The sequence below is a fragment of the Streptomyces sp. NBC_00414 genome (assembly GCF_036038375.1).
GTDB lineage: Bacteria > Actinomycetota > Actinomycetes > Streptomycetales > Streptomycetaceae > Streptomyces.
Window position 1 is genome coordinate 5,515,987 of sequence record NZ_CP107935.1, and the last position, 18,499, is coordinate 5,534,485.

General features: G+C 72.6%; 17 protein-coding genes. 5 read left to right on the forward strand and 12 right to left on the reverse strand.

The genetic code is table 11. The features are described from left to right. Positions 1-32: 32 nt before the first annotated feature. The 8 genes from OHS59_RS23935 to OHS59_RS23970 form a co-directional block, all read right to left on the reverse strand. Positions 33-1,691 (reverse strand): NADase-type glycan-binding domain-containing protein, encoded by a 1,659-nt coding sequence (locus OHS59_RS23935; RefSeq protein ID WP_328495453.1) that lies wholly within the window; start codon positions 1,689-1,691, stop codon positions 33-35. After that, the gene (locus OHS59_RS23940; RefSeq protein WP_328495454.1) at positions 1,688-2,245 is read right to left on the reverse strand and encodes a phage tail protein; all 558 of its coding nucleotides are present in this window, start codon (positions 2,243-2,245) and stop codon (positions 1,688-1,690) included. Before OHS59_RS23940 ends, OHS59_RS23935 begins: the two co-directional genes overlap by 4 nt. Then, positions 2,242-4,200, reverse strand: a complete 1,959-nt coding sequence (locus OHS59_RS23945) for a putative baseplate assembly protein (protein ID WP_328495455.1) — start codon at positions 4,198-4,200, stop codon at positions 2,242-2,244. The genes OHS59_RS23940 and OHS59_RS23945 overlap by 4 nt, the downstream gene beginning before the upstream one ends. Beyond that, entirely contained in the window at positions 4,200-4,646 is a 447-nt protein-coding gene (locus tag OHS59_RS23950) for a GPW/gp25 family protein (RefSeq protein WP_248778471.1), read from the reverse strand. The genes OHS59_RS23945 and OHS59_RS23950 overlap by 1 nt, the downstream gene beginning before the upstream one ends. A gap of 91 nt (positions 4,647-4,737) precedes the next feature. Continuing rightward, positions 4,738-6,639 (reverse strand): VgrG-related protein, encoded by a 1,902-nt coding sequence (locus OHS59_RS23955; RefSeq protein WP_328495456.1) that lies wholly within the window; start codon positions 6,637-6,639, stop codon positions 4,738-4,740. Then, positions 6,639-7,361, reverse strand: coding sequence for a CIS tube protein (locus OHS59_RS23960; protein ID WP_328495457.1), 723 nt, complete (start codon positions 7,359-7,361; stop codon positions 6,639-6,641). Before OHS59_RS23960 ends, OHS59_RS23955 begins: the two co-directional genes overlap by 1 nt. Before the next feature lie 15 nt (positions 7,362-7,376). Beyond that, on the reverse strand, positions 7,377-7,802 hold the full coding sequence (locus tag OHS59_RS23965) for a phage tail protein (protein WP_328495458.1): 426 nt from the start codon (positions 7,800-7,802) through the stop codon (positions 7,377-7,379). Between the two features lie 78 nt (positions 7,803-7,880). Continuing rightward, on the reverse strand, positions 7,881-8,621 hold the full coding sequence (locus OHS59_RS23970; RefSeq protein WP_328495459.1) for an extensin: 741 nt from the start codon (positions 8,619-8,621) through the stop codon (positions 7,881-7,883). Between the two features lie 22 nt (positions 8,622-8,643). Here OHS59_RS23970 and OHS59_RS23975 point away from each other — a divergent pair, with 22 nt between their 5' ends. Both OHS59_RS23975 and OHS59_RS23980 read left to right on the forward strand, forming a co-directional pair. After that, positions 8,644-8,907 carry a hypothetical protein gene (locus OHS59_RS23975; protein ID WP_328495460.1) on the forward strand — a complete coding sequence of 88 codons (264 nt, stop codon included), beginning with the start codon at positions 8,644-8,646 and terminating at the stop codon, positions 8,905-8,907. A gap of 333 nt (positions 8,908-9,240) precedes the next feature. Further along, positions 9,241-11,712, forward strand: coding sequence for a hypothetical protein (locus tag OHS59_RS23980; RefSeq protein WP_328495461.1), 2,472 nt, complete (start codon positions 9,241-9,243; stop codon positions 11,710-11,712). Here OHS59_RS23980 and OHS59_RS23985 read toward each other — a convergent pair. From OHS59_RS23985 to OHS59_RS24000, 4 genes are all read right to left on the reverse strand, one after another. Beyond that, complete coding sequence (locus tag OHS59_RS23985) at positions 11,661-11,819, reverse strand: DUF6760 family protein (RefSeq protein WP_188114298.1); 159 nt, start codon at positions 11,817-11,819, stop codon at positions 11,661-11,663. The genes OHS59_RS23980 and OHS59_RS23985 overlap by 52 nt on opposite strands. Beyond that, the gene (locus OHS59_RS23990; protein ID WP_328495462.1) at positions 11,816-12,325 is read right to left on the reverse strand and encodes a hypothetical protein; all 510 of its coding nucleotides are present in this window, start codon (positions 12,323-12,325) and stop codon (positions 11,816-11,818) included. Before OHS59_RS23990 ends, OHS59_RS23985 begins: the two co-directional genes overlap by 4 nt. After that, positions 12,325-12,768, reverse strand: coding sequence for a phage tail protein (locus OHS59_RS23995; protein WP_143640089.1), 444 nt, complete (start codon positions 12,766-12,768; stop codon positions 12,325-12,327). The genes OHS59_RS23990 and OHS59_RS23995 overlap by 1 nt, the downstream gene beginning before the upstream one ends. 77 nt (positions 12,769-12,845) lie before the next feature. After that, positions 12,846-14,435, reverse strand: a complete 1,590-nt coding sequence (locus tag OHS59_RS24000; protein ID WP_328495463.1) for a phage tail sheath subtilisin-like domain-containing protein — start codon at positions 14,433-14,435, stop codon at positions 12,846-12,848. Between the two features lie 234 nt (positions 14,436-14,669). Between OHS59_RS24000 and OHS59_RS24005 the strand changes: the two genes are divergently transcribed. The 3 genes from OHS59_RS24005 (at position 14,670) to OHS59_RS24015 (ending at position 18,343) form a co-directional block, all read left to right on the forward strand. Continuing rightward, a complete protein-coding gene (locus tag OHS59_RS24005; RefSeq protein WP_328495464.1) occupies positions 14,670-15,284 on the forward strand; it encodes an eCIS core domain-containing protein in 615 nt (204 codons plus the stop codon). Between the two features lie 108 nt (positions 15,285-15,392). Then, complete coding sequence (locus OHS59_RS24010; protein WP_328495465.1) at positions 15,393-16,817, forward strand: RICIN domain-containing protein; 1,425 nt, start codon at positions 15,393-15,395, stop codon at positions 16,815-16,817. Between the two features lie 89 nt (positions 16,818-16,906). After that, positions 16,907-18,343, forward strand: coding sequence for a hydrolase (locus OHS59_RS24015; protein WP_328495466.1), 1,437 nt, complete (start codon positions 16,907-16,909; stop codon positions 18,341-18,343). Positions 18,344-18,499: the final 156 nt, after the last annotated feature.

Genomic DNA, 18,499 nt, shown 5'->3' on the forward strand with positions numbered 1-18,499 from the left:
GTTTTCAGCTCTTGCCGGTGCCGTGGCGCTCATCACGACCTGCTGGTGTTCGAGCGGCCGAAGAACTCGATCTCGGCGATGGACACCTGCTTCTTGGCGTCGGCGGCGTAGGCCGAGCGCAGGATGAACCGCACCGCGACCACCTCACCCACCCGGAACTTGCGGGCCTGGCCGCCGGCGCTCCGGTCGAGGGTGAGGAACCGGGTGCTCTTCTTTCCGTCGGCGGTGGTGATCTGCGCCTCGATGCGCTTCGGGAGGGCCGACTCCTGGAGGTGCTCCTGCTTGGCCGAGACGCCGGAGGTGAACACCACGTCCAGCAGCCGGGTCGGGGTGTCGAAGCGGGCCTCCACCCACTCGCCCTCACCGGCCTGCGAGACCCCCGGGCCCCACCAGGTGTTGCTGAGGCCGTCGAAGGCGAGCTGCGCGCTGTGCCCGGGGTACGAGCGGGACGCCCTGACACTGTCCGGGCCGACCGGGGCGCGTTTGGCGAAGTGGTCGCGGGTCGCGTCGATCCCGTCACCGATGTTGACGATGAGGGCGATGAGCAGGCCCAGTACGGCGGCGCCGACGACCCAGTTCATGATGCGCCCGAAGCCGCGGCGCAGGCGGGGGCGCTCGCCCGCCCACGGGGTGGGCGGGTTGCCGAAGTTCAGCAGGCGGCGCCACCAGGGCTGCCGGTCCGGCGGGCGCGGGCCGCCCTCCATCGGCATGGCGCACCGACCGCAGAAGTGCCGGTCGGGGCGGTTGGGGGTGGAGCACCAGGGGCACGGCGGACCGTCCTCCGGGCCGGACTCGGGGCCCGGGGCGCGGACCTGGGGGCGGCCTGCCACCGGGAGGCCCGGGAGCACGGGGGCGACGGCGGGGGTGACGGGTGCCCGGGGTTCGGGGTCGTTCACGGGGATGAGGAGGGACCTGGCCCGGTCGCCCGCGGTGTCGGCGGTGGAGGGGGGCGGGGCTCCGTGGCCGAGGGCCACCCTCGGCTCGGTGTCGGCGTCGTTGGAGTAGGAGCCGTCCGGTGTCGCCGTTCGGGGAGTGAGGGCGGCGAAGACGTCGGGGGCGGGGGCGGCGGCGGGGGCCGCGCTCGCGGGGGCCGCCGCCTGGTTCCGCTGCTCGGGTATGGAGGCGCCCGCACCGGGGCCCGAACCGTTGCCCGTGCCGGAGGTGTCGGCCGACGCGGAGGGGCCGGCCGGGGTGCTGCCGGAGCCCGCGGAGGCGCTGTCCGGCTGCCGGGTCCCGGAGCCCTGACCGGCGCCGGAGGCGGAGTCCGAGCCCTGCCCGGAGCCGGTGTCGCCGCCGTCGCGCCGGTGGGTCTCGTCCCCGCCGGTGGGGACGGCCGCCGAACCGACCGCCGTGGCCGGGGTGTCGTGGGCCGTGCGGGCCGTACCCGTACCGGCACCGGACACCGCGAACGCGTCCCAGCCCGGGTCGTTCCGCGGGTCGTTGCCCGGACTGCCGGCCGGACTGTTGCCCGAGCTGTTGCCCGGGTTGTCGTCGGTCCCGCGGCCGGTCGCGGAGTCCCGCGCCGGGGCGGCGGCTCCCGCGGCCACCGGGGCCGCGGCGTTACGGCCGGTGCCCCAGCCGAGTACCGCACCGCAGGAATCGCAGAAGGACTGGCCGGGCTCCGCGCGGGTGCCGCATTCGGCACAGCTCCGCGCCGGCTCCTGTCCCGTGCCGGAGTTCTGGCTGGTCATCTCTCGGGAGTCCTTTCGGCGGCGGTCACCTGGACCGTGTAGGGCATGTGGGCGGGACGGGCGGCTGCCACCAGGCTGTCGAGGCGGTGTTCGTCCGCCCGGGTCGGGTCGGGCAGCCGTAGAGCGACGTGCAGGCGGGGGCGGCGGTCGCCGGGGACCGGGCCGAGCGGCCGGGCGTCCCAGGAGGCGCCGCCGCTCTCGGTGATCTCCGGGGCCACGCCGAACACCAGGCGCACCGCCTCGGACAGGCCGCGGCTGGTGCCCCGTACCCGGTGGAGGAACGCGGCGGCGGCGACGGCGGCGCGCAGCCGGTCCTCCGGCTCGCTCCCGTCGGTCTCGGCGCCGACCCAGCCGGCCAGCCACCGGGTGAAGTCCACCGGTGCCAGGCTCGGCGTGAAGTAGGAGTCCAGGTTGTCGAGGACGGCGAGGATCGGCGCGAGCACGTCGTCGAGCCCGCCGACGAACCGCTGGGCCAGATCGTCGTCGGCGAACACGGCGGGCAGCGTCATGCCGATGGGCGCGGAGGATCCCAGCCCGTCGATGGACCCCCTCATGCGCGGTCCCCGATCACGCGGACCCGGTGGTCGAAGGAGAAGACCAGGGACGGGGCGGCGAGGTCGATGCGGTCGGTCGGGTCGCCGCGCTTGCCGGTCAGCGGGTCGGCCGGGTGGAGCTGGACCTCGTCGACCAGTTCGACACCGGGGACGCGCTGGAGGACGGCGAAGACCTCGCCGGACTGCACGGGCCGGCCGAAGGGCCAGCCCCGGCCGTCGGCGCCGCCGGTCAGCGGGTCGAGGTGCCGGTACAGGGCGTCGTGCGCCTGACGGCGCACCCGGTCCGTGTCCGTGCCGCGGAACGCGTGCACCGTGGCGACCACCGTGATGCCCTGGTAGAACGGCGGCCCCACGGCCAACCGGGTCCCGATCAGACGCCGTTCGTCGAGGTGGCGGGTGATGCGGCGCAACAGGCCGTCACCGGGGACGAGTTGCTCGAAACGCAGCCGGCCACCGGGGTCGGGCACGGCCTGCGGGACCACCAGCACCCGTACCGCGTACGCCCCGTGCTCGCCCTCGTCGCCCTCCAGACAGGTGATCCGGGCCGTGTCGGGCGCGGCCCGGCGGGCCAGCTCCTCGTAGTCGCGCAGGGTCACCGCCCGCTCCTGGGCGCGCAGCGTGATGGGCGCGCGGGTCTTCGCCTCCTCCACCGTCTCGCCGTCGACGCCGCCGCGCGCCGCCTCCCGGTTGACGACCTCGGAGACGTACGGGACGGAGGTGCGCAGCACCTGGACGGCGCCGCGGGCCACGTTCCCGGCCCGGCCGCCACCGGTGCGGTAGCGGCGGGCGCGGATGACGGCGCCCTTGGGGGCCACCGCCCCGTACTGGCGCAGGGTGCCGTCGGGTTCCCGTACCGCCGGGCCGAAGGCGATGTCGCCGGTCGCGGCGTCCAGGGTGATGTGCCGGTCGTGCGGGGTGGACGCGGCGAACGAGGGGACGACCTCCCAGTCGGTCCAGCCCTCGTGCTCGGCGGTCTGCAGCAGTACCGGAGGGGTGTCGCCCACCACGGGGAAGTGGGCCAGCCGCAGCCGCTGCCCGGGCAGTCCGCTGGACTCGCCGAGTGCCTCGTCGGTGATGGTCTCGGCGTGCACGGCCGTGGTGGTGCCGCCGAGGGTGAACGCGTCCACGGAGCGCACGGTCGGCGAGGTCGTGTAGAAGGGCTGGTCGGGCAGCGGCTCGGTGACCCGGCAGCGCAGCCAGCCGGCCTCCTGGCCGCCGGTGCGTGACAGGGTGTGCGCGCCGGGAACGTGCAGGACGACCTCGCCCGGCCGGTTCAGACCGCCGGTGCCGTCCCGGTCGATCTCGCAGACGACCCAGCCGTCCTCGGTCCACGCCTCCCACAGCAGCGGAGGCTGCCGCGGGTCCACGCCGACGCCGTCGACCCGGCTGTCCAGTTCCATCGCGACCGCGCAGTGCGGCACGGCGGCGCTGAGCCCGAGCAGCATGCAGTCACCGGGCCGGGGGGCCTCGGTGAAGCACATGACGTCCTTGCCCTCGGCGAGGTCGGCGGTCCTGTCGGCGAACGGCTCACCGGTGCGCTGCACCACCAGGTACCGCAACCCGCACGGTACGACGGTCAGTTCGTGCTCGGTGGCGAAGACCGCGGCCTCCTCGCTCTCGGTGCGCGTGGTGGCGACCTCGGTGCCCACCGGCAGCAGCACCGGCTCGTCCTGCGGCGCGGACAGCCAGAACGTGACGTCCGTCCGCGCGGCGGAGGGCGGGAAGAGGGTGATGCCCACCAGGTCCAGGAACGCCAGGTGGTTCTTGTCCGGCACCCGGTTGAGCCGGTAGACGATCTGGTCGGCCATGTGGGCGACCGTTTCCACGAGGGTGACGCCCGGGTCGGAGACGTTGTGGTCGGTCCACTCCGGGGCGCGCTGCTGGATGTAGCGCTTGGCGTCGTCGACGAACTGCTGGAAGCGGCGGTCGTCGAGGTTCGGGGAGGGCAGTGCCATCAGCGGTCGCTTTCAGGGGAGTCGCCCGCGCCGGGGGCGTCGGGCTCCTCGTGGGAGGGGATGACGTAGAACGGGAAGACGAGGCTGCGCGGGTTGTTGGTGCCGCGGATCGAGTAGCGGACGTCGATGAACAGGACGCCCTGCTCGGTGTCGGAGCCGGCGGTCACATCGACGTCGCTCACCTCGATGCGCGGCTCCCAGCGGTCGAGGCTCGTGTACACCTCGTGCTGGATACGGCCGGCGGTGGCCTCGTTGACCGGGGCGAACACCAGGTCGTGGATGGCGCAGCCGAACTCGGGGCGCATCGGCCGCTCGCCCGGCGCGGTGGCCAGCACGAGCCGGATGGCCTCCTCGATCTCGCGCTCCCCGCTGACCAGGGCGATGCCCCCGGTGGGGCCGATGCGCAGCGGGAACGCCCAGCCGGATCCGACGAACTGCTCGGCCATCAGGGGGCCACCCGCCTTCTCGTCCTCGTCGTCATGGTCGTCATGGTGGTCACGCTGGTCAGGGGCGTCGGGGTCGTCATGGTCCCGGCCGTCACCCGAACGGGTACTTGATCTTGTTGACCGTCAGCAGGCCCATGAGGTCGATGTTGATGGCCCGCATGCCGATCTGGCCGATGGTGGTGAACTGCATGGTGCCGCCCGCGGTCGCCGAGAGGGCACCGATCGCCTTGAGGTTGAGGGCACCCATCGCGTCCACGGTCACCGCGCCGCCGAGCGACTTGAGGCTGACGATCCCGCGGCCCTGGAGGGTGAGCGGCCCGCCGCTCTTGATGCTGATGCTGGTCCGGGCGCTCAGCGAGAGACTGGTACCCGCGTCGACGGACACCGAGGTACCGCCCGTGATGGCGACGGCGCCCTTGCTGTCCACGGTGATCTCGGTCTTGGTGCGGTCGAGGTTGATGATCAGCTTGTCGTTGCCGCTGGCCACCCGGACACCCTGTTTGCGGCCGCCGGTCTGCTGGCTGAGCAGGTCCACCCGGTTGCCGTCCCGGTCGGACAGGGTGTGCCGGATCGCCTTCTTCTTGACCGGGTCGTGCAGTTGCACGTCCTTCACGACGGTCGGCTTGTCGATGCCGTTGTAGAGGCCGCCGATGACGAAGGGGTGGTCGAGCGCCCCCCGGTCGAAGGCGACCAGCACCTCGTCGCCGACGTCCATCGGGAAGATTCCGCCGCCCGCCTTGCCGCCCAGCTGCACGGTCCGCGTCCAGTCGCTGACGTACGCGTCGTCCAGCCACGGGAACTGCAGCTTCACCCGGCCCTGCTTCAGCGGGTCCTGTACGTCCGTGACGAGCGCGTTGGCCACACTCGGCAGCCGGGGCGCCGACGCGCCGCCGCCGGACGTCAGCCCGAACAGGGAGCGCCACTGCCGGCCGCTCACGGTCACCAGCGTCTCGTAGTGACTGCCCGCGCCGAAGGTGTGCCGTACCGAGGTGACCGTGTACTTGCCCTCGAAGGGCACGCCGACGTCGCTGAGCGCGATGGCCACCCCTGGGCGCAGCACGGGATTGCCGTGCACCGTGACCTCCAGCTCGGCGAACGACGAGGTGATGTCGTCCGCGAGGGAGGCGGCGGCGAACTTCACCTCGGGCCGGCGGTCGTACGGGGTGTCGGTCTCGACGAGCTTGGCGGCCTTGAAGGCGTTGGCGGCCTTCTGCGGGGTGGTGCCGATGGAGAAGCCGGAGTAGGTGCCCGCCTTCGTCAGCTCGACGATCTTCTTCTTGGTCGGGATGTCCCAGCCGCGCGCCTCGACCTTGTCGACCTGGTCGGCGGCGGTGACGGCGGCCCGGCAGCGCAGTACGTCGACCCGGCCGCGCAGCACACGGGGGTTCGGGTCGTCGGGGGAGCTGACCGGGGGTGCCTTGGACGCCGGGTCCGGCTCGGCGAACTCGAACTTCCCCTTGGCGTCCAGCGACATCACCATCTCGTTCTCGTCGGCGAGCCGCGCGAGAAAGTCCCAGTCCGTCACATTGGACTGGCTGATGAACTCGTAGACCGTCTTGGTGGTCTGGATCTTCCCGATCGCGACGCCGTTCATCGCGGCCAGCTTGCGCGCGATGTCGGAGGCGGTCTGGTTGCGGTACGCGGCCACCCTGCGCACCCGCATCAGCCGGTGCCCCGGGTCGTAGCCGCGTACGACGCTGAACGTACCGGTGCCGTCGTAGTCGGTCTCCATGCCGGTGACCTCGCCGGTGATCAGCGGGTTTCCCGCGCCCTGGCCGTCGGCGACGGGGGCGATGACCACCTTGGAGCCGAACCGGATGTTCAGCTTGCCGAGCACTTCACGGTCCGGGTCCCGGAAGGTGAGCCGGAACTCGCCGGGCACCCCCGCGCCGAGGTCGGCCCAGCCGGCGACGAGCAGGTTGATGTAGTCGGGCGGGATCTTCTTGCCGTCGATGGTGACGTGGATGATGTTGGAGAAGGACGTCTTCGCCATCAGAAGCGCACCTCCTCGGCGGAGGGCAGGACCAGCTCGATGCCCGTGGGCAGGTGCGCGGGATTGTCGATCCCGTTGGACTCGGCGATCGCGCGCCAGGCGGACGCGTTGCCGTACTCGCGCCAGGCCAGCGACTGCAGGGAGTCGCCCGCGACGACCCGGTGCACCCGCTGCGCGGTGAGCGCGCCCGAGGTCGGGTTCTGGCCCTTGGTCTTGCTGGGGATCTCGTGCAGCGCCACCTGGCAGGTCGCCCGGATCGGCACACCCGTCGTGCCGAACAGCGAGTAGGTGACGTTCACGGACTCCACGTACGAGGTGAAGCGCGCCGTCGAGAACGAGCCCCACTGGAAGACCACCCAGGGCGGCGACGGCTGCTTCGCGGCGATGCTCTTGGCCGTCACCTCGCAGCAGTCGAGAAGGGACTCCACGTTCTTCAGCACGGCGTTGCTGGTCGGCTTCATGGACGAGTCCAGGAAGATCTCGACCGTCATCTGCCGCGGTTCGGGCCCCATGAACTCCGGGACCGTGCCGTCGCGTACGGCCGCGGCGGGCGTGGACTTCCACTGGGAGCGCCGGTTCAGCTGCAGCTGGGACGGGTTGAAGTCGAAGTTGAACGTCTTGATCAGACCGCCCGGGGTGGTGCTCGACCCGACGGGCGGCTCGTGGATGGCGATCGTGGCGCGTACGAGGCTCTTGCCCGCGCCCTTGCTTCCCTTGGCCATGGTGGTGTCCCGCCCTCAGTCCGTGAATCCGTGGTGAGTGATCTCCAGGACCTCGGTGGCCACGCTCGGGTTGGCCGGGTCCAGGGAGGGGCCCTGCCAGCTCACCGGCAGCACGTCGATCAGCCCCCAGTGCGCCACCTCGGAGCCGTCCGCGCGCAGCGCGGCGATCTGCGCGGTGGGCCGCTTGATGCCCGTGGCCACGGACGAGATCCAGGCCGCGACCTTGGAGGTGTCGGGGGTCAGCGGCCGGGTCAGCCGGATGTTGGAGAAGGTGACACGGGACGGAAGCTGCCAGACGAACCCGTTGTTGCCGCCCTCCTGGCGGTGCTCGATCTCCACCGCGGACGACAGTCCCTCACACCCGTTGAAGTAACCGAGGCTCTCGCCGTCGATGGTCAGGGTGAAGAAGATGGTGGAGCCCGGGTCGAGATCGCGGGGCATCGGGGGCGGCCTTTCTGCGGACGTCGGTCGTGCGGGGTGGTGCCGGATGGAGCCGGGGTGCGGGTGGTCGGCGGCCGCTTATCGACGTGGGTCGCGGAGCTTGCCGATCCGCTCCCGGTCGAGCCGCAGCTCGGTACGGATCAGCCGGGTGATCCGGCTGATCAACCGGTGCGTGAGCTCGTCGAGCTGGAAGTCGGTCAGGGAGCGGGGGTCGAACTGGCCCTTGGCGACCGCGGTGTACGCGGGCGGGGGCCCGCCCTGCTCGTACGGCGGCGGGTCGTCGGCCGAGCCCCCGGACGAACCGCGCGACGAACTGCCGCGGGCCGTGACGGCGGAGACGGCCGTCGTGGTCCTGGCGGACGTCGGCAGCAGACCACCGGGAGCCCGTTGTACGGGGACGGGAGCGGGGGGCGCCGACGCGGGGGCCGGTGCCGGGGCGGGAGCCGCGGCGGTGACGGCCCCGGGTGCCTGGGCCGTCCGGGGCGCGGCGACCGCCCGCTGCACAACTGGCGGAGCGGGGTAGGCACTCGGCTGCCTCAGCGGCTGCGCGGCCGGGGTCGTCCTGGCCGTCCCGGCGGCCGTGGCGGCACCGGGAGCGGACTGGGCGACCGCGAGGAGCGGCACGGCACGGCCGGCCGGAGCACCGGGAGCGACGGCCCGCTGTACGACCGGTCCGGCACCGGGCGATCCGGGCCGGCTGCTCCTGGCTGCCGGGCGGCGCAGCGGTACGGGGGCCGGGGGCGCCGGACGCCCACTCGCCGGGGGTGCCGTGGGCGTCAGGGCCGGCGCGAGGGCGCGGGCGGGTGTCAGGCCGCGCATCGGAGCGGTGACCGTAGGCGGAGTGGCCGACGCGGACGTGCTGATGGCCGAGCGCTGCACGGCGGGCGCGGGTCCGGACACCGGCTTCGGCGCCGGTGCCTGGGCTCGTGCCGGAGCCTGCGCCGACGCGGACGCCGGTGCCTGGAGGCTGCTCACGGCTCGGGTGCCCGCACCGGAGGGGGGCGCACTGGTCGGGACCACCGCGGAGGGGGCCGCCGTGGCGCGCTGTACGGAAAGGCCGTTGGAGGCGGGGGCCGACAGGGGTACGGCCGGCGGAAGACGGTGAGCGCGGGTCGCCGGTGCCGGTGCCGGTGCCGGTGTCGGGGTGGGCGCGGGGCTCGGGGACTGTGCCTGGTGGGCTGCCGCCGCGCGCTGCACGGAGGGCGGTACGGCAGAGCCCGAACTGCCCTGAGAGGTACGCCCGGAGAGGGGCTGCGCGTCCGCGGGAGGGGCGGAGAGGGGAGCACCGAGCAGGGGGCGCTGTCGAGGGGCGGGCGCGGCGGCCCGCTGGACCGGGACGCCCTGCGAGGGGGCGGCCGGGCTGCTGGTCGGCGGGGTCGGGGCCGAGGGCGGGGGCGTCGGGGAGGCGGCTGACACGTGCGGACGGTTCGCGGGGGCCGTGGCGCCCGCGGGGTTCGTGGGGGCCGTGGGCGCGGTCGGGCCGGTCGCCGGAGCCGAGGGGGCCGACGGGGTCGACGGCGGGGTGGCGGAGGAGGTGGGCAGTTGGGCCGCCGGGCCCGGGTGTGCGGATGTCGAGCGGGTGGCGGACGGGTTCCCCGAGGTCGGCGCACCGAGACCCATCCGCCTCACCCCACCGGAAGCACTCCGCTGCACGGGGTACGAACTCGGGGCGGACCGGGCGCGCGCGGGAGTCGGAGCGGGGGCGGCGGGAGGAGTCGCGGCGGGAGCTGTGGCAGGGGTGCCGGGGCTGCTCGGACTCGGCGTGGGAGCGGGCGAGTTCGCGGCCGCTGCCCTCTGGACTGCGGGCGCCGTGCCCGAAGGGGCGTTGCCCGCCGCGCCGGTTGCCGTGCCGGTGGAGCGAGTCACGGGGCCGCTGATGCCGTTGCCGCTGCCGCTGCCGGGGCCGGTCGTCGGGCGGACAGGTCCGGACGCCGGGCTCGACGGGCCGGTCGGGCTTGCCACAGGGGAGGCCGCCGAACTGCCCGAATCGGCCTGCGCACGCTGGACGTCGACCGCCGAGCCGCTGGAACGGGCAGCCGTGGCGCTGGAACCGGCGGAACCAGTCGAGCCTGCGGAAGCAGTCGAACCAGCGGAACCGGTGGAGCCGGTCGAACCGGCGGAAGCCCGCTGGACGCTCGGTGCCGAGTCGCCCGGTCCGGTCGCCGTGCCGCGCGGGCCGTTCGCCGTCCTGCCGGGACCGACCTCGGTCCCGGCAGGGGTGCTTGTGGGGCGGCTCGGTTCAGTGGGTGTCCCGGCGGAGGCCGTGGGCGTACGGCTGGAGTCGGTCGCCGCCCGTTGGACGTGGACCGCTGAGCTGCCGGGGGCGGCGCTCGGGCCGGCCTGCGTGCTGCCGGGGGTGGCCGCCGCCTTCTGTACGCGGACCGGCGCGTTGCCGGTGGCAGGCGGGGCCGGGGGAGCGGCGGCTGTGGCGGCAGGACCGGGTGCGCTCGTCCCGGCGCGTGCGGCGGTCGTGTCGCGGGGGCCGGCCGTCGACCGCTGGACGTCGGCCGCAGGCTCGGCGGGCCGCGTCGGCGTGGCGGCGGGAGCGGCAGGCGTGTCGGCCGTCGGGGCGGGTCCGGCCGTCGCCCTCTGGACCGAGGTGGGGCCGGTGGCCGTTCCGCTGGGGCGAGTCGCCGGGCTGCCGCTGCCGGACGGCGTCGGCCGGACGGGGCCGGGGGCCGCGGCGGTGGATCCGGTGGTGGCCGAACCGGAGGCCGAGTTCCCAGCCGGGGCAGGCGCGGACGTAGGGGCGGGCGCAGGTGTGGCCGCTGTATTGCCGTTGCCCGAACCGGCCCTCGACCGCTGCACGTTGAGCGCCGGACCGGTGGAACGGGTCACCGCGCTGCCGGGGCCGACCCCCGTACCGCCGGCCCCGGCAGCACGGCTGCTGGAGCCGGTCGCCGTACCGTCGCCGGACGCGGCCCTGACGGGACCGGCCGGAGCCGCGTCGCCCAGGCCGGTCGGGCCGGGGCTGCCCGCGCGGGCCGGTGTGCCGACCGGGCCGGGCGCCGGGGCCCGCTGGACATTGACCCCTGCCCCCGCGGAGGGCGCCCTCGTGGGCTCACCCCTCCCGGGAGCGGCGGAGCCCGACGGTGTCGGACCGGACACCGCAGGACTCGGCGCCGCGGGACCCGGCATCGGGGCGTCTGTCGGCGCGTCCGACAGGGCAGGGACCGTCGGTGCGGGGCCGGACAGCGCGGGGCCCGAAGAAGCCGGACCCTGCACCGCCGTGGCGGCCGGAGCCGTCCGGCGGGCCACCGGCAGAGCCCGCCGCTGTACTGCGGGCGTGGCGGGCGCCCTGGTCAGCGGAGTCTGCCGGTGGGGTCTGGGAGGTACCGGCGTCACCCGGGGGCCCGTCGGGCGGGACGCCGTGACGGGAAGGGCCGCGCGCTGTACCGGGATCGCGTCGCCGGGCGCCTGGGCCGGGGCGGTGGTCTCCGGAGCGTCGGCCGTCGCCACCGGCAGGACGCGCGAGGGCGGTTCGAGTCCGGGGACGGGCCCGGCCGACGTGGTGAGCGCGTTCCTGATCAGCCCGCCCGGCGCTCCGTCGAGGACGGCGTGGGACAGGGTTCCGGTGAGGGAGGGGTTCTGCCAGGTGCTCAGCCGCCCGCCGAAACCGGAGTCCGCGACACCGGTACGCCCGAGGGCGGCCCGCTGGATCGGCGGCAGCCCCGTCCAGCCGACCACCGCGGCCGGTCCGGTAGCCACAGCCGTCGCCGGGGCCGTACGCGCTCCCGCGGTCGTGGAACCGCCGTTCCCTGCGGCCGGGTTCGCCTCGGGAGCCGGGGTGGCCCCCGGCGCGGAACGTGCGGCGGACGACGCCGCACCACCCTTGAGTCGGTCGAAGAACCCCACCGATCAGCCCTCCGCCCCGCCCCTGGTCACCAGGGACGCGATCTGTTCCGTGTAGCGGCGGCGGTCCTGGTGTTCGAGATCCAGGATCGTCTCCAGGCTCCAGTGGAAGTGGTAGGCGACGTACGCGATCTCCTCGTGCAGCCGGTCGGTCGCGTACGTCACGATTCCCCCAGGCGGCTCCCGCCGAGTTCGACCTCGAAGGGCTCCGAGCAGTGCGGGCACTCCACGGCGGCGCGGGTGTGGCCCTCGGCGTTGACCTGCCGGTAGAAGTCCTGCAGGAACGCGAGGTCGGAGGCGAACATGTTCTCCACCACCCCGTCGTGCACCATCGCCACCGTGCCCAGGCGGGTGATGACCCGGCCCAGCAGGACCACCGACAGATAGGCGGGGTTCTCCTGGACACGGACGTCCCGCAGCGGGATCAACTCGTCCCGGGCGGTGGCGAGACGCATCACGCCGTCCCGGTGCACCGTGCCCGAGTCGTCGACGTAGCCGCGCGGGAGTTCGAAGGGGAATTCCGTGCGCAGCGGCTGGGCCACCGGCGCGGGCGCCGGGGCCGGAGCGGCGGCGGGCGCCGGAGCAGGGATCTGCTCCGGCGCCGCCACCGGCTCCGGCACCGGTGCGTCCACGACCGGGCCCGCGCCCGCCCTGGCAGCAGTACGGCGCATTACTCGATGACCAGTTCTTCGAAGACGATGGTCACGGTCTCGGTCAGCGCGGAGGCCTCGCCGGCCTTGAGCGCACTGGCGTCGATCTTGGAACACCAGGCGTTGCGCATGTTGTACCGCTTCACCGGGTTGTTCTGGTAATCCATCATGATGATGGAGGCGTTCTTGCGGGCCGTGCTCATCTGACCGGCGATCGAGTCGTTGATCCACGTCGTGAACGCCGGGGACTGGGTCATGCCGCGCACGACGGTGCACTGCCCGTCCTTCTGCACGCCGGGCATGAGACTGACCTCGGGCCTGCCCTGCGCCGAGTTCGACAGGTGCTTGATGACGTCCTGTTCGATGCTGAGGCCGTTGACCTCGGCGAGGTACTCGACCATCACGCCGTCGATCTGGAGACCGAAATTATGTGAAGTGAGAGCGTCACCCGGGCTGAGACTCATCTGTTCTCTGTCCTTCTGAGGGTTCTTGTCGGTGCCGTACGAGGAGGCGCGCGCTGGCTATGAGGGGCAGGCGGTGCCTACTCCTCCAGCTCGCCGCTGCCGCTGGAGAACTGCGCCAGGCGGAAGATCACGAACTCGGCGGGCTTGACGGGCGCGATGCCGATCTCGCAGATCACCCGTCCGAGGTCGACCGACTCCGGGGTGTTGGTCTCCTCGTCGCACTTGACGTAGAACGCCTCTTCCGGCCGCTGGCCGAAGAGCGCGCCGCTGCGCCACTCGTTGACGAGGAACGCCGAGACGTTGCGCCGGATCCGGGCCCACAGGTTGTGGTCGTTCGGCTCGAACACCACCCACTGGGTGCCGAGCAGGATCGACTCCTCCAGGTAGTTGAAGTACCGGCGCACGTTCAGGTAGCGCCAGGCCGGGTCCGAGGACATGGTGCGGGCGCCCCAGACGCGGATGCCGCGGCCCGGGAAGGCGCGGATGCAGTTGACGCCGATGGGGTTGAGCAGGTCCTGCTCGCCGCGGGTGATCTGCAGCTCCAGGTCCACCGCGCCGCGTACGACCTCGTTGGCGGGCGCCTTGTGCACACCGCGCTCGAAGTCGTTGCGGGCCCAGATGCCGGCGACGTGGCCGCTCGGCGGGGTCAGCCGGGACTGGCCGCTCGCCGGGTCGAAGACCTTGACCCAGGGGTAGTACAGGGCCGCGTACTTGGAGTCGTAACCCGCGGTCTCCTGACGCCAGACACGGATCTCACGGGCGTTCAGGCTGGGCGGCGGGTCGATGACGGCGACCCGGTCGCCCATCAGCTCGCAGTGCGCGATCAGACCGAGCTGGACCGCCTTCACGGCCTCCAGGTCGATCGCGCCGCGCTGGTAGGCGGCCATCAGGTCGGGGACCGCGACCATGGAGATCTCGTCGACGGCCTCCAGGCCGCCGAAGCCGGTGCGGTCGGCGGAGTCGCCGAGGTACTGGGCCGGGCCCGGGTGCGAGTCGTCCGACCCGGCGGGAACGGCGGGGGAGGTGGACGAGGCGGCCGAAGGGGCCACCAGGGCCACCGTCTGGTTCTCGGGGCGCGCCAGCTGCGCGGTGGGCGCCGCCTCCTGCACGGTGATGAGCTTGGAGCGCTCCTTCACCTGCGTGACGACGTAGTTGCGGCCGCCCTTCTTGGCGGTCACGTCGAAGGTCTCGACCGGCTTCTCGCCGTCCTTGACGATCAGCTTGAAGCGCTCGGCGGGGCCCTCGCCCTCGGGGTCGGCGACCTCGACGGTGAGCGAGCCGCCCGCGACGGCGGTCACGCTGAACGTGCCGAGCTGCTTCGGCTCGCCCGCGGTGAGCGCGGCCGGGGCCGAACCGCCCGCGACGGCGGCCGGGGCCGAGCCGTTCGCCGACGAGCCCTCTGCGCTGCCGCCGACACGTACGACGTACGCGGCGCTGCCACCGTTGTTGAAGAACCCGTACACGGAGTGCGCGAGGTAGAAACCGTCGGTGAAGGCACCGAAGGCCGCGACGTACTGGGACCAGTTGGTCACCAGCGTCGGCTCGTTCAGCGGGCCGTGCGGGGCGAGCCCGACGAAGGCCGCCACCGACGTGCCCACTCCCTCGATGGGACGCGAGCCGCTGGCCACCTCCTCGACGTATACGCCGGGTGACAGGTAGGACGGCATGCTCTGCGCTCCTCGGGGTACGAGACAGGTCTCCTCCGACCTTCACGCGCGCGGGCGTTCGTTGAAACGTCCTGCGGTACCTGATCGGGGGCAAATTCCCTGCCCACAAGGGCAGTCCGGTACGACCGGGTGCCCCTGGACCCACCGGGACTGCCCGTACGGCTGCCCTCGCCGCTCTCCCCGTGTCCGGCCCCGACCGGTACAGCTGAGAAATCAGCCGTGGAGGGGAAAGTCATGCGCGCGCAGGAGTCCCAGGCCGACAAGGCCGGTGGTGATCAGACACGGGCCCGCCCGACGACGAAGCGGAACACCACCGTGGACCGGATCCTGGCACTGCAGAGGGCCGCGGGCAATGCGGCGGTGACCCAGGAACTGCAGAGGCGGCAGCACCAGCACGGCGAGGGCTGCGGGCACAGCCCGGAGGTCCAGCGCTCGATGGTGGACCAGGTGATCAAGTCCCCGGGCACCCGGATGAACGGCGCGCTGCTCAAGGAGACGGCCGGCTGGTTCGGCGGCGAGGACTTCAGCCGCGTGAAGCTGCACACGGACACGGTCGCCCTGCAGTCCGCCAAGGCGATCGGCGCCCGGGCGTACACCGCAGGCGAGAACGTGGTCTGGGACGGCAAGGACAAGCCGACGCTCATCCACGAGCTGCAGCACGTCAAGGACCAGCGCAGGGGCGCCGTCCCCGGCACCGACAACGGCTCGGGCCTGAAGGTCTCCAGCAAGAACGACTGGGGCGAGAAGCGGGCGGACGCGATCGAGGCGCGGGCGAGGAGCGGGGCGCCCCCGGTGCAGCGCGCGGCCGGTACCGAGGGCGCGGCCGAGGGTGCGGCCGACACCGAGTAGGCACGCGCCGGCCCCGGGAGCCGACGGCCTCGGCTGTGGGCCTTTCGGGCAGCGCACCCTGCACTCGGGCCTCCTGCCCGGGGCCCGTCGGATCGCTAGCGTCCATATGTGAGCCTTTGGACTTCTCTGGAACCCGCCTCCGCGACCGTGGACCCGGGTGGCAGTACGACTGTGCGGCTGCGTCTGCGCAACACCGGTGACGTGGTGGACGAGTACCGCTTCGAGGCGGTCGGTCCACTGGCACCCTGGACCAGAGTGGAGCCGCAGGCACTGCGGCTGTACCCGGGGACGACAGGCTCGGTGGACCTGACCTTCGCCCCACCGAGGACGCCGGACGCGACGGCAGGGCCCAACCCGTACGCGGTGCGGATCACGCCGACCGAGCATCCGGAGGCGACCACCGTCCCGGAGGGCAATCTCACGATCACTCCGTTCACGGAGGTGCGGGCGGAGCTGGTGCCGCCGACGGTGAAGGGGCGTTTCCGGGGCCGTCCGAAGCTGGCCGTGGACAATCTGGGCAATACGAAGCTGACGGCATCGGTCAGCGGCAGCGACAACGGTGATCAGCTGTCGTACGACATCTACCCGTCCAACGTGCAGATCGAGCCCGGGCGGGCGGCGTTCGTGAAGACGACGCTGAAGCCGCGGCAGATCATCTGGTTCGGTTCGAAGGAGGACCGGCCCTACAACCTGGCGGTGCAGCGGTCGGGTGTGGAGCCATTGGACGTGCCGGGCACGTATGTCCAGAAGGGGTTCCTGCCGCGGTGGCTGGCGACCTTCCTCGGTGTGTTCATGGCTCTCGCGATCACCTTCGTGATGCTGTGGATCGCCTACAAGCCGCAAGTGCGCAGTGCCGCGACGGAGAAGCTCCAGGAAGCCGGCATCAGCACCCTGGCACCGTCGCCTTCACCGACCCCCGAGGCGCCGAAGGCACCGTCCGTCGAACCGGAGCCCAGCCAGTCCGTTCCGGGGGCGTCCGACGGTGATGGAGGAGGCGGCGGGGCCGCCCCGTCACCGACGAAGACCAAGCAGGCGCCCAAGAGCGTGGTCCCCGCGACCAACATCCTGCTGCGGAACCCGACCACCAAGATGTGCGCCGACCTCCCGGGCCGCGACAAGGGCAAGGCGACCGGCCGCGTACAGCAGGCCACCTGCACCCAGAAGACGGCGGAGGACAACCAGCTCTGGAACCTGGAGGTGCGCTATCCGAAGAGCGGCCCCGGCGGCAACGCCCTCTTCCTGATCCGCAACGTCAAGGACCAGCTCTGCATGGACCTGCCGAATGCCGGCGCTCAGCCCGTCCAGGTGGGGATATACGAGTCCCCGTGCGACGGCACGACGGCCGACAACGACCTGTGGTGGATCGACAAGCAGGAGAGCGGCGCCTACTGGATCCGCAACTTCGCCAGCAACAACAAGTGCCTGGACGTCGCCGGGTTCAGCACCGGCGGAGTCGACACGAACCTGACGCTCTACCACTGCTCCAACTCCGACGACCAGGAGTGGCTGGTCATCCACCCGTCTGAGGGCTGAGGGCCGGGGCAGGGGCGCCGCCTCTTCGGGCACGCATCCTGCCCCACGGCTTCCTGACTCGGTACCGGCGTTGCGTTTAACGTCCCAGAGTGAGCCTTTGGACTTCCTTGGAGCCCGCCTCCGCGACCGTGGACCCGGGTGGCAGTACGACTGTGCGGCTGCGTCTGCGCAACACCGGTGACGTGGTGGACGAGTACCGCTTCGAGGCGGTCGGTCCGCTGGCACCCTGGACGAGGGTCGAGCCGCAGACGCTGCGGCTGTATCCGGGTACGACGGGTTCGGTGGACCTGGCGTTCGCGCCTCCCCGGACGCCGGACGCGACGGCGGGTCCGAATCCGTACGCGGTGCGGATCACGCCGACCGAGCATCCGGAGGCGACCACTGTCCCGGAGGGCAATCTCACGATCACTCCGTTCACGGAGGTGCGGGCGGAGCTGGTGCCGCCGACGGTGAAGGGGCGTTTCCGGGGTCGTCCGAGGCTGGCCGTGGACAACCTGGGCAATACGAAGTTGACGGCGTCGGTCAGCGGCAGCGACAACGGGGATCAGCTGTCGTACGACATCTATCCGTCGAATGTGCAGATCGAGCCGGGGCGTGCGGCGTTCGTGAAGACGACGCTGAAGCCGCGGCAGATCATCTGGTTCGGTTCGAAGGAGGACCGGCCCTACAACCTGGCGGTGCAGCGGTCCGGTGTGGAGCCGCTGGACGTGGCGGGCACGTATGTCCAGAAGGGGTTCCTGCCGCGCTGGCTGGCGACCTTCCTCGGCGTGTTCATGGCTCTCGCGATCACCTTCGTGATGCTGTGGATCGCCTACAAGCCCCAGGTCCGCAGCGCGGCGACGGAGAAGCTCCAGGAAGCCGGCATCAGCACCCTGCCGCCCAGCCCCACGGCGTCGCCGCCCATGCCGAGCGCTCCCACCGCCGCCGCGACCACACCCCCGCCCGCCGCGGAGACGCAGGCCGCGGGCGGAGCGGCGGCCGGTGCGGGAGGCGGCGGCGGTTCCGAGGACAAGGAGACCAAGGCTCCGGAGCGGACCGCGGCGACCGCCGTCCAGGAACTGGCCGCGGAGGAGCCGGACAAGAAGCACATCTGCTACCGGGCCTTCGTGAAGGACAAGGGCTGGACGGAAGCCGTGTGCGACGGCGAGACGGCCGGCACCGTGGGGCAGGAGACGCCGCTCAAGAGCCTCAACATCGCCGTGTCGGGCACCAAGGGCACGGCGAGTGCGGCCTTCGTGTACGACCCCGACTCGACCAATGGCCGGGGGCACTACAACGCGCCGTGGTCGGGGGCCGCCGACGGCATCGACAACTACATCGGCAGCACCAAGAAGGACGCGCCGAATCTGCTGGGCTTCACGATCAATGTCGGCAACGGTGCGGGGGCCGTCTGCCAGAACGCGCACATTCGTAACGGGGCGTGGCTCGGGCTGGGGTGCGACAAGCCGGGTGAGGGTGAGGGGTTCATCTTCGGGGGGACGCTCGACAACGCGTTGTGGCTCGAAGCGGTCAAGTTCACCGTGTGAATCCACGCCCTTCAAGCGGGGCTGCGCCCCGGCCCCCGGCCTGTTTGTCGGGTGCGGGCCGGCGGGGGCTGATTGCGCAGTTCCCCGCGCCCCTGAAGGACAAAAGCAGGGGCGCAGCCCCGCTTCTGAGGGGCGCGGGGAACTGCGCGCTCAGCC

Coding starts and splice junctions, on each gene's coding strand:
- OHS59_RS23935 (WP_328495453.1), bottom strand. CDS start 1,691: ATGACCAGCCAGAACTCCGGCACGGGACAGGAGCCGGCGCGGAGCTGT.
- OHS59_RS23940 (WP_328495454.1), bottom strand. CDS start 2,245: ATGAGGGGGTCCATCGACGGGCTGGGATCCTCCGCGCCCATCGGCATG.
- OHS59_RS23945 (WP_328495455.1), bottom strand. CDS start 4,200: ATGGCACTGCCCTCCCCGAACCTCGACGACCGCCGCTTCCAGCAGTTC.
- OHS59_RS23950 (WP_248778471.1), bottom strand. CDS start 4,646: ATGGCCGAGCAGTTCGTCGGATCCGGCTGGGCGTTCCCGCTGCGCATC.
- OHS59_RS23955 (WP_328495456.1), bottom strand. CDS start 6,639: ATGGCGAAGACGTCCTTCTCCAACATCATCCACGTCACCATCGACGGC.
- OHS59_RS23960 (WP_328495457.1), bottom strand. CDS start 7,361: ATGGCCAAGGGAAGCAAGGGCGCGGGCAAGAGCCTCGTACGCGCCACG.
- OHS59_RS23965 (WP_328495458.1), bottom strand. CDS start 7,802: ATGCCCCGCGATCTCGACCCGGGCTCCACCATCTTCTTCACCCTGACC.
- OHS59_RS23970 (WP_328495459.1), bottom strand. CDS start 8,621: ATGCGCGGCCTGACACCCGCCCGCGCCCTCGCGCCGGCCCTGACGCCC.
- OHS59_RS23990 (WP_328495462.1), bottom strand. CDS start 12,325: ATGCGCCGTACTGCTGCCAGGGCGGGCGCGGGCCCGGTCGTGGACGCA.
- OHS59_RS23995 (WP_143640089.1), bottom strand. CDS start 12,768: ATGAGTCTCAGCCCGGGTGACGCTCTCACTTCACATAATTTCGGTCTC.
- OHS59_RS24000 (WP_328495463.1), bottom strand. CDS start 14,435: ATGCCGTCCTACCTGTCACCCGGCGTATACGTCGAGGAGGTGGCCAGC.
- OHS59_RS24005 (WP_328495464.1), top strand. CDS start 14,670: ATGCGCGCGCAGGAGTCCCAGGCCGACAAGGCCGGTGGTGATCAGACA.